At 50.2% G+C, this 14,581-nt stretch carries 13 protein-coding genes; 1 reads left to right on the plus strand and 12 read right to left on the minus strand.

All coding sequences use genetic code 11. From position 1 onward, the window contains the following. Positions 1–3: 3 nt before the first annotated feature. The 12 genes from AC4G47_RS13885 to AC4G47_RS13940 form a co-directional block, all read right to left on the minus strand. Positions 4–1,332, minus strand: a complete 1,329-nt coding sequence (locus tag AC4G47_RS13885; RefSeq protein ID WP_491106404.1) for an amidohydrolase family protein — start codon at positions 1,330–1,332, stop codon at positions 4–6. Then, positions 1,329–1,769, minus strand: coding sequence for a cupin domain-containing protein (locus AC4G47_RS13890; RefSeq protein ID WP_491106405.1), 441 nt, complete (start codon positions 1,767–1,769; stop codon positions 1,329–1,331). The genes AC4G47_RS13885 and AC4G47_RS13890 overlap by 4 nt, the downstream gene beginning before the upstream one ends. Before the next feature lie 46 nt (positions 1,770–1,815). Then, positions 1,816–3,498, minus strand: coding sequence for a CocE/NonD family hydrolase (locus AC4G47_RS13895; protein ID WP_491106406.1), 1,683 nt, complete (start codon positions 3,496–3,498; stop codon positions 1,816–1,818). Positions 3,499–3,594: 96 nt separating this feature from the next. Then, complete coding sequence (locus AC4G47_RS13900; RefSeq protein WP_491106407.1) at positions 3,595–4,929, minus strand: FAD-binding oxidoreductase; 1,335 nt, start codon at positions 4,927–4,929, stop codon at positions 3,595–3,597. A 48-nt stretch (positions 4,930–4,977) separates the two neighbouring features. Further along, positions 4,978–5,994 (minus strand): ABC transporter substrate-binding protein, encoded by a 1,017-nt coding sequence (locus AC4G47_RS13905; RefSeq protein WP_491106408.1) that lies wholly within the window; start codon positions 5,992–5,994, stop codon positions 4,978–4,980. Between the two features lie 35 nt (positions 5,995–6,029). After that, on the minus strand, positions 6,030–6,896 hold the full coding sequence (locus AC4G47_RS13910) for a fumarylacetoacetate hydrolase family protein (RefSeq protein ID WP_491106409.1): 867 nt from the start codon (positions 6,894–6,896) through the stop codon (positions 6,030–6,032). Beyond that, complete coding sequence (locus AC4G47_RS13915; protein ID WP_336758316.1) at positions 6,893–7,735, minus strand: creatininase family protein; 843 nt, start codon at positions 7,733–7,735, stop codon at positions 6,893–6,895. Before AC4G47_RS13915 ends, AC4G47_RS13910 begins: the two co-directional genes overlap by 4 nt. Positions 7,736–7,810: 75 nt before the next feature. Next, the gene (locus AC4G47_RS13920; RefSeq protein WP_491106410.1) at positions 7,811–8,998 is read right to left on the minus strand and encodes an amidase; all 1,188 of its coding nucleotides are present in this window, start codon (positions 8,996–8,998) and stop codon (positions 7,811–7,813) included. A 21-nt stretch (positions 8,999–9,019) separates the two neighbouring features. Then, positions 9,020–9,832 (minus strand): cysteine hydrolase family protein, encoded by an 813-nt coding sequence (locus AC4G47_RS13925; RefSeq protein WP_491106411.1) that lies wholly within the window; start codon positions 9,830–9,832, stop codon positions 9,020–9,022. Between the two features lie 62 nt (positions 9,833–9,894). Then, entirely contained in the window at positions 9,895–10,923 is a 1,029-nt protein-coding gene (locus AC4G47_RS13930; RefSeq protein ID WP_491106412.1) for an ABC transporter substrate-binding protein, read from the minus strand. Positions 10,924–10,949: 26 nt separating this feature from the next. Beyond that, positions 10,950–11,828: an ABC transporter permease gene (locus tag AC4G47_RS13935; protein ID WP_491106413.1), complete on the minus strand. Its 879-nt coding sequence runs from the start codon at positions 11,826–11,828 to the stop codon at positions 10,950–10,952. Between the two features lie 30 nt (positions 11,829–11,858). Beyond that, complete coding sequence (locus tag AC4G47_RS13940) at positions 11,859–12,656, minus strand: ABC transporter ATP-binding protein (protein WP_491106414.1); 798 nt, start codon at positions 12,654–12,656, stop codon at positions 11,859–11,861. A 272-nt stretch (positions 12,657–12,928) separates the two neighbouring features. On the opposite strand from AC4G47_RS13940, the gene AC4G47_RS13945 reads away from it, so the two are divergent. After that, positions 12,929–14,527, plus strand: a complete 1,599-nt coding sequence (locus AC4G47_RS13945; protein WP_491106415.1) for a PucR family transcriptional regulator — start codon at positions 12,929–12,931, stop codon at positions 14,525–14,527. Positions 14,528–14,581: the final 54 nt, after the last annotated feature.

The raw sequence follows: 14,581 nt of genomic DNA on the forward strand, positions 1-14,581 counted from the left end.
CAATCATGTTACCAAATCAGACGCAAACGTCTGGGCTGTATGCAAAGCAGACTGCCATCTGCCGGAGGCATACACCCAGCGACTCATTTTTGTACCTGATAGCAGCTGCGTGATATCCGAAGCATCCGTTACGACAAAGTTGCAGTCATGCCCTTCTTCTATTCCGTACCCGTCGCAGCCTGTGATCTCAGCAGGTGTATCCGTGATCATCCGCAGCAGCTGTACTAAATCCTGTTCACTGCCCATATGGGCCGCATACGATGTGATTTGGGCGATCTGTATCAGATCCCCCCGGCCGAACGGATGGAACGGGTCCTGAATATTGTCGGAGGCCGCAGCAAGCGGAATGCCTTCTGCAAGCAGCTCGCGAATGCGTGTTGTGCCCCGTCTTACCAGGCCGCGATCTTCCCGTCCCTGAAGATACATGTTCACCGCAGGCAGCGTTACGGCGTTCAGACCTGCTTCCTTCATCTTCGCCATCACATGCTGTGCATCATTTTCCGTCATTGCGGACAACGAGCACAGATGATCTGCCGTCACTCTGCCCTGATAACCGTAGCGAATCGTATGCTCTGCTATGCTCAGCACGGTTTTTTTTCCAGGATTATCACTTTCATCTGCATGCAGATCAATGGGTACGCCGAAACGTTCCGCTAACCGAAAAATCCTGCCAATCTCCCGTTCAGGGTCCTCTGCCAGATGAGGGGCTCCACCCAATACATCAATCCCCATCCGCAGTCCTTCCTCGATTGCCTCATCTGCTGCTTCATGATTGCCGCGGAACGGGACCATGAGCGCATATTGGATAGCCATACTGCCCTTCAACTTCTCCCGTACTTCCAAGGCTGCCTCAATCGTCCGAAAGGCCACCTCTCTCCCCAAATGAACAGGGAAGTCAAGGTGGCTCCTTATGGTCGTGGTCCCATAGCTCAGTGCCATACTGGCAGCCGTCAGCATGCGTTCCGCCAGCTGCTCCTTGCTGAATGTCTGTACAGCCTGGCTGTAATTAAGAATGGCTTCTTGAAGCGTTCCGGATCGGTTTGACACCTGCACAAGCGAAAAGGCCTTATCCAGATGCATATGACAGTCAACCATGCCAGGAAGCATTATGCCGCCCTGCAGATCGATGCAATCCGCGTCTGCCAACCGTTTCAGATTCGATCCGGCCTGATGCGGGACCAGCAGACGGGAAGCACCACTTTCCCGTGCATCAAGGAAACGGTCCTGTCGACGGACGCTAACCCATTTTCCACCCTTCGCCTTTACTTCATAAAGACACAGGTCTTCTCGGTGCGGAAGGCGAACATTAATGAAGCGCAGCTCTGCACTCATTGCGCGGTAGCCAGTGCCTGAAGCACGGCCAGATCCTCCTCATCCAGCTCGGTGGCAGGACCCGCTTTGATCATATCCGAGAACATTTCGTCCGGTACCATAGTCGTCAGACAATACAGACGTGTACTGCCCGTGTTGATAATATCGTGATGGTTGCCCGGTGGAATAATAATGAATGAGCCTTGGCGGATCGGAGTCTCATATTCGTTGCCAACTTTGGCAAGCCCCTCCCCTTTTAACACATAAAAATATTCATAAGCCTCCCGGTGTTCATTGGATGGAGTTCTACCTCCAACCTCGAAGATCTCCACAAATGAAGTGAAAGGAACCTGCTCCCTGTCGCACAGTAAAATGAACTTGTTCGTATCCTGTGCGGAAATTTTGTGGACGGGACAATTCTCAAAGTTACCAACAACCAGACCTGGAATGTTCACCATATACATTCAACCTCACTTTGATTGATTTTAATTTATGCCTCGCTTTTCATCTTTTCAACGGCAGCTTCAAACAGGATATGTCCTGTTCAGTACTGCGAACAGCCGTGGTGGCAATCTTCAACCCACCTGTTCCCGTGCTGTTCGTCTCATCCCAGACACCGTTCGGATGCCGAGCGAATAAAGGGAAGGCGCTGCCTGTCAACTCAAGCCGGACATACGAGCCAGCCGGCAGGGTAGCAGCCAAGGGACGCAGCCGAATCCGCGCCGTTCTCCATTCATTGGAGGCATCTGCTCCTTCACTGCAGATTTCCGTGCGACCCACACTCAGTAGCCGGACCGTTCCATTCTCAGATACGGTCGTCAGGACCGCTACCAGATCCGTCGGACCTCCCAATGTTTGGTACTGCACGGACAACTCCGGGGATCCAAAAATCGGGATATCCTCTGGAATCGGTCCTCCCGTATATACCAGAATCTCTTGCCGTTCATGAATGGCAGTTCGGTCGGATGGCAAGTAAGAGTCCAAACGCATCGGCAGACGCGAGTCGTATACGAAAACATCCGGAACAGCCTCCTCCACGTCTTCCTTATGCCTTTCGAGTCTTCCGCCTCCTACTGCACCGTTCGCCGGGGTCTGTGACCCCGACAGATAAAAAGATTCGGACGGAGAGGACCCATCCTCAAATACAGAAGGTAGCTGTTCCGCTGTATGCCATTCATGACTCAATTGGTCAAAATATCGGATCGGCAGTTCTCCAGACAATTCCATGTCTTCCTTGCCCTTCAGCCAATAATTAAACCAGCGCAGCTGCTCCAAATGATGACCACCGTCCGCCTGCTCGCCATGATCGATTCCGCCCGCTCTGCGCCCCCATGGAATGTGGGCCCACGGGCCGACAATGAGCCGATGAAAGCAATCCGGTGTGGATGTAGCTTGCAGAGCTTCGAACGACTGTAACGTGCCCATTAGAAAACCGTCATACCAGCCCCCAATATGTAAAGCCGGCACGGGTCCCTTTACGATCTCTTCGATCCAGTTCATCCGCTCCCAGTACTGATCGTACGCTTGATGATCGATCCAATCATAAAATGCGGGAAAGTATTGCTCCAAAATCGGATGTCTTTCATTCAGCGGCATTTTCCAAAGCATCTCCTCGGGGCTGCGCATCAATCGGGAGCATTGCTCTGCCGTTTCGAAGTCACCCGCTCTTTGTGCCGTGTCGCGAGCCAGCTGGAAAGCCCACGGCAGATGATTGCCAAGTGCGAAGGAGCCATGCGGATAAAATAAGCCATGGTACATGTCTGCCGGACACATGCTCGGTGCAATCGCCTTGAGCGCAGGGGGGTGAAGGGAAGCTGCTGCCCATTGTGTTAGGCCTTGATAAGAGAAACCGTACATGCCTACTTTCCCGGTCGAGCCGGACAGACCGGCTGCCCATTCGATGGTATCAAATCCGTCCTCTGCTTCTTGAACAAACGGATTAAATTCGCCTTCCGACTCTCCCCGCCCTCTAACGTCCTGGATTACTACGATGTACCCCTTACTGGCATACCAGACGGGATGGGCATGTGTAACGGTAGACGCAATGGACCGGCCGTAAGGCTGGCGCATCAGCAGCACAGGAAATTCTCCTGTCTCGTCCGGCAGGTATATATCTGAATACAACGATATGCCGTCGCGCATCATGCAAGGAACCTTTTGGCGGATGACCACATTTCCAAATTTCATGCAACTCGCTCCTTTGCTGTAGATACGGATTGACTATAGAAACCCGTATGGCACGTTAACTGCTGCAGGTTGCGCCATTCTTCCGTCACCCGTTGATCAGACACCGCTAACAGCCGAACGCTTTAATTTCTCCTGATTCAAAATTCCCTTTGGATCGTTACGATGTTTGATTTCCCACAAACGTTCATGGGCGTATGATCGCCCGCCTTCCTTCAGATCCCAAGTATGTGGATTATTGACTATAACCCGATTTTCCTCGTAAAGTTCCATCAACTGATTCAGGTTTTCCTCCGTTGTGAAGGGAACCAGTGGCAGGCCAGAGATCAGCAAATTTCCGTTTTGCCGGGCAAATTCGATATGATTCATCACTTCCGGATATTCCTTTTTCATAGATGAGATTTGCTCAAGGGCACAGGATGGATCAAAATTCAGCTGCAGGTAGGTTAAGCCGGGGTCTGCCTTGCGCGCCCACAAAGTCGTATGATTCCATGTGAAATCGGAGACCCCTACACCTTTGTGATACTGCTCGGCAGAGACCTTCATAACCATATGACCTTCATATTCCGGTAGGATACGTTCAAGTTGGGATTCGTTAGCTGTATCCACTTCAAGCAATACAACAGCACGACCAGCGGGGAGATCAAGCGGAAGAAAATAGGACGGAACCGGCCATTCATGAATGGAGATTAGCCTTTTCACCAAGGAAGTGTCCTCAGCAACCGACTGCCCGAAGCGAAAAGCCTGTTCAAACCTGTCAAAGGTTACTGCCCACTGCATCCATTCCACCCGGGGAGCCAGATTGATTTCCACTTCGGATAAAATGCCGATTGTACCGTAAGTATGCAGGTAAGGCAGCACTTCGTCCCCCTGGAGCTCAATGGTACGGGGATGAACCTCAACGGTCTTGATTTTTAGAGAACGTACCAGCCCATCCCAGATCGTCCCCCAGCTGATCGAACCGATACCGCCAAAACCGCCGCATAAAAAACCGCCGATCGTCGCTGATTGAAAGGTGGAAGGCATCGTACGCAGCTCATACCCTGCCTTGCGGGCAGTGGATTCCATTTTGCCGAGTCTAGCCCCGGCCTGGATCCGCATCGTGCCTTCTCCCATTTCGAGCACCTTGTTGTATTTGGCCAGATTCAGGACGATTCCGCCTGTGACCGGAACGCATTGACCGTAGTTGCCGGTGCCGTTCCCCCTGATGGTCAGCGGAACTCCCAGCTCTGCTGCAATGGAGAGCAGATCGTCAAGCTCTTCCTCGGTGCGCGGACTGGCGATGCACTCGGCGACCTTCCCCTGCAGCTGACTGGCCAGCACAGGAGAGAAGTGATGATAATCCATCGAATATTTGGCAAGCGCCGCCTCCTCCCACTGCAGCAATTCCGGATCCATGCGTTCTTTCAATACGGCTATCCAATGTTCATTCATTCGGTTCCCCTCCCGTATGTTGTAAAACTGATCTCCTAAAGGAATCTCTTAGGAATTCGGCAAGAACTCATCCGTAAATACTTTGCTGACATCAGGCTCCTCTTTCAATGCCCCAATCTCCTTTAGCTGCTTTCCGAGCTCCGCCCAGCGTTCCTCTGTCATGTAACCAACACCGTGTTCCGCCGCATCACCTTCGTATACGAACGGGATAAGCGTTTCAGCGGCATAGTTCAGCTTTTCTTTCGTAAAATCAGGGTTTTCCTTTAAAATGACGTCATTCACGGTATCATAATTGGTCTTGTAATAATCCCAGCCCTTCATCGAAGCCTCGACATAACCACGCACAATATCAGGATGATCCTGGATATACTGCTCCGTGGTGAACAGCACATTGGAATACGGGTTATAACCGGCATCCGCCAGTAGTAGGAAATCAATGTCTACATTCTGCTGCTTCATCTCGTACGGCTCACTGGTTACATATCCCTGAATGGCAACCGTTTCATTGGCTACAAAAGGAGCCAGAGAACCGGTATAAGCCAATTCCTTCACGTTACCCAATTGGTATTTACTCTTCACAAAATCCCAGAACACCGAGCCCGTTCCCACGTAAACAGAGCGGTTGTTCAAATCGGCCAGGGAGGACATGTTCTGGTTGGCATGAACCATAAGTCCCTGCGGGCTTTTCTGGAATATCGTCGCAATCGCTACAAGGGGGATTCCTTCTTCACGAGCGACCAGCAATTGATCCGCTGTAGCAAGTCCGAACTGCGCCTTGCCGGAAGCCACGATCTGTGTTGGAGACACCTGCGGCCCACCTGCCTGGATGGTCATATCGAGACCAGTCTCATTGTAATATCCTTGTTCCTTTGCCGCATATAGACCCCCATGCTCCGCTTGTGCAAACCAGTTCGTCACCTGTGTAATTTCCGTGAGTTCCTCGGTTCCCCCCGTAGCAGAGGCATTCTGAGCAGTTGGCTGATTCCCGCAAGCCGCAAGCAATGTGGATAAGGAAAACAGTGCTGCGAGTAAAACTACAGTGCCCTTTTGTCTGTACTTGTTCATCTCATTACCACTCCCCAAGGAAAATTACTGATGATTTATTTTACTTCCCCTACCGGATTTCGAAGCGTCATAAAGCCACTGATTCTACACTCTGCGACATCTCCTTGCTGAATCCGGACGGAACCGGGTGTGCCCGTCATGATCACATCTCCCGGATGGAGAGTCATCATCTGTGAAAAATACGAGACAATGAACCATGGATGATAAATCATGCGAGACACCGTATTGCTATGAATAACCTCGTCATTCAACACAGTTTCAACGACGAGGCTCTGCAGATCGCCTATTTCGTCAGGTGTTATTAGCTGTGGTCCAAGACTGAAAAATGTATCGAATACCTTGGATCGCTGCAGGAATCTGGGGTTCCGTGCGTGAATGTCCTGGTTAGTCATATCCAGCGTTGCGGCAAAACCGGCAATAACCTCCTGCGCACGTTCTTCCGGCACATTTTTACAGCTTCGGCCGATGATAATGCCAAGCTCTGCTTCTGATGTCACATTTACATCCTGAGCTGTCAGCTGGATATACTCTTCCGGTCCGATCAGGCTTGAGTCCGGCTTCATGAAGCAGACCGGCTCACGCTCTGGAGGAGTGGATGCAAGATCGATCGCTTTCTGCACATAATTCATGCCAATTCCCCATATTTTACGAGGGTGGCGGAAGAGAGGAGCATGTGTGGCTTCCTCTGAAGGTATGAAAGGGATAGATGAAATTGTTCTGTCCCCGTGCTTCTGATACCACTGGACAAGCTCCTCTAGCTGGCCTTGCTGCAAGACTTCCATTATGGAGGTTCCCCATGTGCTTCCTTCCACCCTGTTGATCTCCTCCAGAAGAAAGAATCGTCCCCCGTGTTCAATCGCTGCCTGTTCACCATCGTCGTGTTTCAGACTGACGAGCTTCACGGGGTGCTTCCTGCTGGCTGCTGAACCGGTTCAGTCCCGCGGACATCGGTGATTTCAAAATCACACAGTTCCTCCAGCGCCTCCGACAAAATCGTTGAGATTCTATCCTGAATAATGCTGCCTTTTTCAGGTGTGGCCGTCGTAGCATCACCAGCAATGCCGGTAGCGGAGATGTCAGCCATCTTCCAGGCGAAGCGAATTTTCCCTTCTAATGTAAGAAAGCGGTAAGAGGACATATCAGGAAGCTCTTTGACGAGGAACTCCTTCTTCACCCAGTCCGGTTTGATGGACATCACGAGAGAAGTCTCATAATCGCCACCATGAATACCGTATTCCAGCTCCTCGGAAGACAGGAGATCCTCTGCTACATTCAGACTGCTGGGACTGAGATAGAAAACCATCATCCCCGTTCTGATCCGTATTTCTCGGGATACCGTATTCAGCAAATCCACGTTGCCGCCATGGGTATTAAACAACAGCAACTTGCGAAAACCACTGGCCTTCAGACTTTCTGCAATGTCCAGCATGATGGCATGCAGTGTGCTCGCCGATAAGGAAATGGTGCCCGGAAGACCGATATGTTCATTGCTTTTGCCATACGAGACCGGAGGCAGCAGCCAGATCTCCTTATCCGCTCGCACCCGCTCCAGCGTTTGTGTTAATGTCGCTTCCCCAATCAGAGTGTCCGTATATACAGGCAGATGGGGTCCATGCTGCTCCACAGCTCCGACCGGCAGAATAACCAGCGCCTTATCCTTCGGCAGTTCTTGGACCTGTTTGCTTGTCAGACGGGGCAAAAAGCGCTCCTCCCATGCTGTTCCTTCATATCGCTGAAACATAACTGACACCCTTTCTCCTGTGGCTTTGATGTTCTTTCCGCGTAGCTTAATGTCCTTATTTATCGAATGATGCTCTTATCCTTTTACTGCTGAATTTACCGCTGGAAAAAGGGATGTGGCCCATTCCAGCAGACGTTGATCCTGTCCCGGACCGGCGATGATCGAAATACCGACCGGGCGGCCCAGTACCTCCGCAGCGGGAATCGTAAGCTGCGGCAGACCCGACAAGCCGGCAATGCAGGTCAACCGCATCGTTTTCACTCTTCGCTCTTCAATTAAAGGTCCTCCCATTCCCAGCTTCGGGGCCGCTCCAGTCGTCGTTGGAATCACAAGCACCGTATCTGTTCTGAGCAGGTCAGCCATGTGCTTGCATACCTCAATTCGGCGTTTGGTTGCCTTCTCCTGATCGGCACGTTCAACGGTGCTTGCCCAGGAGAATCGCCCGGCTGTATCTGGTCCGAAGATCGGCTGCTCACGTTCAATCCACGCCCTGTGCTCCTGCCATATTTCATAGCCCTGGATCGTCCTGAACATGGTCATCCATTCAGGCAGACCCTGCGGGGCGATGCGAATAGTTTCATGGCTCGCAGCCAGGCCGCTCAGCAACTTCAGGTAAGGGATAAGCGCCTCTTTGCTCTCAGTGTCAGCCAGCTCCCACGCATCCTCACCGATGAGCACCCGGCTAAAGCCTGTACCCGAGTCTGTATGCGGCAAAAGCACTTCACCTACCCGGCACAACGTCTCGAGATCGCGTGCCATCCAGCCAACGGTGTCGAAGCTGGGAGCGAGTGGGATAACGCCTTTCTCGGAGACAATGCCATGCGATGGACGCATTCCATAAATTCCACAGTACGAAGATGGCACACGTACCGATCCTCCCGTATCCGTTCCAAGGGAAAAGTCAGCAAGCCCAGCGGCGACAGCAACCGCCGATCCGCTAGATGAACCGCCAGGGATAAGATCGGGTGCCCTTGGATTCACTGGTGTTCCATAATGGACATTTTCACCATTCAAGCTGAACATCAGCTCATCCGTATGCGTCATCCCCGTTAGTCGTGCTCCTTGCTGCAATAGCAGGTTGAGTGTTTCCGCGTGTTCCGTCGCCGGCTCATGCGTCTGGAGCCAACATGGATTACCGGCGCCATTTGTAATGTCACGTACGGCAAACACATCCTTGACCATAAAGCTGAGTCCGTTCAGCCTACCCTGTCCTGTCGGTTCAACTACCATCTGGTTGACAATCGCGTTCCATTGGTCCTTCATTGTGTCATCCCATCCTTCCGCTCAGCCTTCTAGCGATGCCAGCTTTTCCGATGTGTTTCTCTCTATAGGGGTCGCTGCCCCGCTCAGCTCTTTTACCAACCAGGTGGAATCCGTAACGAAGCCATAACATTGCTTGATATTGTACAATGTCGCTTCTATGCAGAAATCTGGGGAGCTTGTTGCCGAGCAATCCTCCAGAAGTATGCCGTCATATCCGAGACAAGCTGCGTCCTGCAGGGTATGCATGACACACTGATCGAGATTTACCCCGGCAAACAACACCGTTTGAATATTGAGATTGCGTAGAATACTGTCCAGTGGTGTATCCCAAAACCCACTCATGCGGTATTTATCCACATAGATATCATCGGGGGATGAATCCAAGCCATCGACAATGGCCGTTCCCCAACTGCCTTTCTCCAGCACCTTGGAGCCGTTCCCCGGCAGCGGGTCCCCGATGCCGTTGCCCCGTCCATCCAAATTGTACACATGGAGTACGGATGGCGGCACGTTCATTCGGTCTTCCCGGTTGCCCCAGTTCACCCATATTACAGGCACTCCCGCTTTGCGCAGCTCGGGCATCAGTCGGTTCAGCCGGCTGACCGGGTTAAGGAGCGGCGAGGTATCGACCCCAATGGAATCCAGCCATCCACCCGGTGTACAGAAATCATTCTGCATATCGATGACAATAACTGCCGTATGCTCGAGATCAAATATGACTTCCTGCGGCTGTGCAGGGAGGGTTACTGACTTGCCATACTTTTGCGTTCGCCTTAGATCCACCAGCGTTTCGGACACTTGCCAATAGCTCTTTCGATTTCCAAGTTTGAACATATAAAGTCCCCTCATTTTTCTGAAATTTCTGATTTGAGGCATCAAATACTTTTGGTCCAGGTTTATGGCTTCATCAGATACTCGGTTGTAAACGCCTGGGTAACATCTAGTGCCTTCGTTAATCCTCCGCCCTTGATCATCTGATCCTGCAGGGTGCTCCAGCGTTCCTTTGTCATGTAACCAATACCATTTGCCTCGGAATCCTTGTTAAGAATAAAGGGTTTTTCCTGCACTGCCTCGTAATTCATTGCTTCTACCGTCATATCGGGATTGTAGGTTTGAATAAACGGGTTTACCTTTTCATAGTTGTCTAGATAATAGCTCCAACCTTTCTGACTTGCCTGCACCACAGCTTCAACGACATCAGGGTGCTCTTTGAGGTAATCTTCAGTCGTAAAAAGAACGTCTGCATAGTTCGCATAACCTGAATCGGCGATTTTCAGATAGTCCACCTCAACCCCCTGCTGAGAAAGTGCGTAAGGCTCATTCGTGATGTAACCCTGATTGAGCGAACGGGGATCATTGATAAAATTGACAAGCTGCCCGTTATACTTCATTTCTTTTACATCTGTCAGATTGTATTGGCTCTTGATATATTCCCAGTAAGGCACCGCTGTACCGATGTATACGGTTTTGCCGTTCAGGTCTGTGAAATCCTGAATGTTCTCCCCCTTGTGGTACATCAGAACCTGCGGTGTGCTTTGAAAACCGGCAAGGATACCGACAACAGGGATTCCCTGTTCCCGCGCCTTCAAAATTTCATCTGCATAAGAGATGCCGAATTCAGCTTTGCCAGCAGCGACAAGCTGCATGGTTGACACCTCGGGGCCTCCGGGCTGAATCGTCATGTCGATCCCTTTGTCCTTATAAAAGTTCTGCTGCAAAGCCGCAAAATAGCCTCCATCTTCTCCTTTGGCGTACCAGCCCTCGATCAGTTTCACCTGCTTCAAATCTGTTCCGGCTTCCCCTCTCGCCGGGGCGGCGGATTGTAGAGCGGAAGAATTGGAACATGCGCTCAGAAGCAGTATGATCAAAGAAGTAGCCGACAGCAGCCATTTCTTGTAACGAAAGTTCATATGATGTTTGGACATGTTGGATCTCTCCCCCGGTTCTAGTATCATTTCATTGCTGATTCATGCCAGGACTTCAAAAGTTTGTTCGACACCATGTTGATGATCAGGAAAAATGCGATTCCTAGGGCGGATGCCGCTAAACCGCAGGCGAACAGATAAGGAGTTTGCAGGCGGGTTGCTGCAACGGTAATCCCGTAACCGAGTCCGCCTTGTCCGCCACCAATGCCTGCAATGTATTCACCCACGATCGCTCCGACAACCGAACTGGAGCATGAAATTTTCAGCCCTGCCATAATGTACGGGAGTGCCGCCGGAAATCTCAGCCTCCAAATGGTTTGCAGCTTGCTTGCATTATACAAATAGAATAAATTCTTCATGTTCTGATCCGTTGAGTTCAATCCGATCAGCGTATTCGATAAAATCGGGAAAAAGCTAATTAAGAATGAGATGATCACAATGGCATTTATTCCCGCTCCGAACCAGATCACAATGATTGGCGCTACCGCAACGACCGGTATAGTTTGCAAGATAATAGCGTACGGATATACGCTCTTTTCCACTGTTTTGGACAGAGCTAGCAGAATGGCCAATGAAATCCCAAGCACTACACTGATTGTAAAACCGATCAACGCCTCAACAATGGTTGTGCTTACCGACGTAATCAGATTCGCGCTGTTCTCAGCAGCGGCTGCGGCAATATCGGATGGCTTGGGCAAGATATATGGGGGCATTCCCAGTAGCCGCACGATTAATTCCCATCCGCCGATAAACAGGACGAACACGACTATTGGCGGTAGAATTTTTTTCAGCAGTCCAATAACTGGGCTCTCTTCTGCCGGATGATGGCTGCGGGCATTGTCCTTCCCAGAAGCTCGGATACCTGGTGTCGTTTCAACGGCTGGATTAGCTACCATCTCTTCCATGTTGCTTCCCTCTCCTCTCATTTCTGGCTATCAATGTTTCAGTACATTGGACACACGGCGTACATATTCACCGAATTCAGGCTGGGTCCGGAATTCATCATCCCTCGGATAAGCAAAAGGAATATCAATGAAATCCGAAATTTTACCGGGACGAGGCGTCATCACCACGACTTTCGTCGATAGGAACACACTTTCAAACACGTTATGCGTAATGAACAGAACCGACATCTTTTTGTCCTGTTCCCAAATATTTAGCAGTTCATTCTGCAGCGTCTGCCTGGTAATTTCATCAAGGGCGCCAAACGGTTCGTCCATTAACAGCAGCTTGGGACGGGATATCAACGCTCGTGCAATAGATACCCTCATCTTCATTCCGCCTGACAACTCACGGGGCAGCACCTTCATATAATCCTTCAGGCCTACCAGCTCAAGAACCCGCTCCCCTTCGGTAACACGCTCCTTCCTAGATACGCCACGCAAAGTAAGAGGCATGGTGACATTATCAATTAGCTTGGCCCATGGTAGCAGGGTATGCTCCTGAAATACAAAGGCAATCTCATTCTGTTTACGTGCTTCCTTTGGCGTGGTACCCAGCACGGTCAGGTGACCGGAGGTCGGTTCCGTCAAACCGGCAATCATATTAAAGATGGTAGATTTCCCGCAACCGGAAGGGCCGACAAAACACAGAAATTCCCCTTCCCCCACATGCAGATTCGCATGCTGCACAGCTACAGTGCCATTGGGGTAGATTTTGCCGACATCATCGATTACAAGCATGGAACGGCTGTCCTTTTGGGCCGCTGCCTGTTGATTTTGGGTGAGCTGCATCTGAATCCCCTCTTCTCTTTGAAGTTGGTCCTATCATAAAGCCAAAAAGTAAGTGTGTAAATATTCCTCACACAATTTTGGTTTTTTATCTAACGGTATACGCTTTACATTGGTTCGAAAACAGTGAAACTCATATATCGAGTCAACTTATATGACATATACATTACAAAAATGATTGCAGGAATTCGACAAGAACCTATATAATTGTTTAAAAAGTTACGTCGTGTCCGGTACCTGATTCAGATATGTATCGTTTAGGAGGATGGATTGACATGCATTTAACTATAGAAGACGCGTTGGCGGTGTACCCGTTATCGGAAGGGAAGTTGGCAGCCGGTAAAAAAGGAATTTCTCGAACGATTAGCTCCATCAACTTGATGGATGCGCCGGATGTGATCAACTGGATGAAAGAAGGGGAACTATTGTTGACTACAGCTTATGCGATTAGGGATTCACCCGAGGAATTTGTTAATTTGCTGCAAAATCTGAATGAACGTGGGGCCTCCGGGCTGGGCATCAAGCTTGGTCGATACTGGGCGGAAATACCAGAGATAGCCCTGCTGGAAGCCGATCGGCTGGGCTTCCCCCTAATTGAGCTGCCTTTTGAATTCACCTTCTCCGAGCAGATCACCGCTCTCTACCAATCCGAGTTCCAACGCGATACCCGCCGGCTGAATGAATTGCTTGAAACGCAGAAGAAGCTTGTTGATTTTGCGATGCAGGCGGATGAGTACACCAATTATTTTCAAAGTATCACAAGCATTTTAGGGGTTCCTTTAGCCATCGTTACCTCTGAGGGACAGACCTTGTATAACATGACACGCTGTTCCGAAATGGAGCTGTTAAGCGACTGGCCCTGGAATCTGGACAATCGGTTTTATAAGTCGGCCAACAATCTGTTGTATCGGGTCCCCCTGCTGAAAAACGGAAAGTCATACGGTTACTTGCTGATACAAACTGAAAATCTGCTGGAAGCACATGAAATGGAGGGCATTTTTCACCAAGCTGCCGTTATTCTTTCCTATCATCTGGAGGTCATCCAGAATCAGGAGGCTACTGCGGCGGGCAGTCGTCTTGGCATGGCCATGGAACGTTACTTAAAGGGGAACGCCTCTCTGAAAACGGTGCTCGAATTCGCGGAAGCATTGGGAAGCACATTTTGGAGCACTTCTTACGTATGCATGGTATCTTCCACAAGAGCGGATGCTTGGGACCATGAGAGTCAGAGACGCAAACTGAGGGAGATTCAGAATAGACTCCAGGATCATCCCAAAACGACCTCCTTGGAATCCCATCATTTTTATGTGATGAACCGCGTATATTCACTATTCCCCCTTCTAGAAGAAGAGGCCAAGGATCGAAGTAAGTATGAGAATTCGGTACGTTTGTATGCGGATTTGATGCATTCATGGGACCACGGAATAAGGACATGTTTTATCAGTAAAGTGAGAACGGGCATGGAGGAGTTCATCGACGGCTTCCGGGAGTGCGGAGAGGCTGAGAGAATCAGTACGGAGCTTGGTTTAAGCGAACCGGTTGTCATGTTTGCTGACCTGGAGTTTATTTATCTCTTCAAGCATATTCCACAGGAGGTTATGGTCAGGTATTGCTCTTATTTATTCCGTCCACTGCTGGACAAAGAAGAGGATTACACCAGCGAGATGATGCACACACTTGAAGCCTATTTCGCCAACAACGGCCAAGTGAATGAAACTGCACGTGAGCTGTATATCCATCGCAACACAGTGCTGTACAGGCTGGAGAAAATTTCGGGGCTGCTGAATCTGGATTTGAAGAATACAGATCATCTGCTTCACTTAAAGCTGGGACTTATGTTTAGGCATTTGATGTCACCCGAGAGACCAATTTGAGTGAATTAATTAACTTAACTTCCTTTATCGCCTTTATGTGTTAATGTAGTCCAA

The sequence above is a fragment of the Paenibacillus sp. Negev47 genome (assembly GCF_058313655.1).

Coding starts and splice junctions, on each gene's coding strand:
- AC4G47_RS13945 (WP_491106415.1), top strand. CDS start 12,929: ATGCATTTAACTATAGAAGACGCGTTGGCGGTGTACCCGTTATCGGAA.
- AC4G47_RS13930 (WP_491106412.1), bottom strand. CDS start 10,923: ATGTCCAAACATCATATGAACTTTCGTTACAAGAAATGGCTGCTGTCG.
- AC4G47_RS13905 (WP_491106408.1), bottom strand. CDS start 5,994: ATGAACAAGTACAGACAAAAGGGCACTGTAGTTTTACTCGCAGCACTG.
- AC4G47_RS13885 (WP_491106404.1), bottom strand. CDS start 1,332: ATGAGTGCAGAGCTGCGCTTCATTAATGTTCGCCTTCCGCACCGAGAA.
- AC4G47_RS13890 (WP_491106405.1), bottom strand. CDS start 1,769: ATGGTGAACATTCCAGGTCTGGTTGTTGGTAACTTTGAGAATTGTCCC.
- AC4G47_RS13900 (WP_491106407.1), bottom strand. CDS start 4,929: ATGAATGAACATTGGATAGCCGTATTGAAAGAACGCATGGATCCGGAA.
- AC4G47_RS13915 (WP_336758316.1), bottom strand. CDS start 7,735: ATGTTTCAGCGATATGAAGGAACAGCATGGGAGGAGCGCTTTTTGCCC.
- AC4G47_RS13895 (WP_491106406.1), bottom strand. CDS start 3,498: ATGAAATTTGGAAATGTGGTCATCCGCCAAAAGGTTCCTTGCATGATG.
- AC4G47_RS13920 (WP_491106410.1), bottom strand. CDS start 8,998: ATGAAGGACCAATGGAACGCGATTGTCAACCAGATGGTAGTTGAACCG.
- AC4G47_RS13935 (WP_491106413.1), bottom strand. CDS start 11,828: ATGGAAGAGATGGTAGCTAATCCAGCCGTTGAAACGACACCAGGTATC.
- AC4G47_RS13925 (WP_491106411.1), bottom strand. CDS start 9,832: ATGTTCAAACTTGGAAATCGAAAGAGCTATTGGCAAGTGTCCGAAACG.
- AC4G47_RS13940 (WP_491106414.1), bottom strand. CDS start 12,656: ATGCAGCTCACCCAAAATCAACAGGCAGCGGCCCAAAAGGACAGCCGT.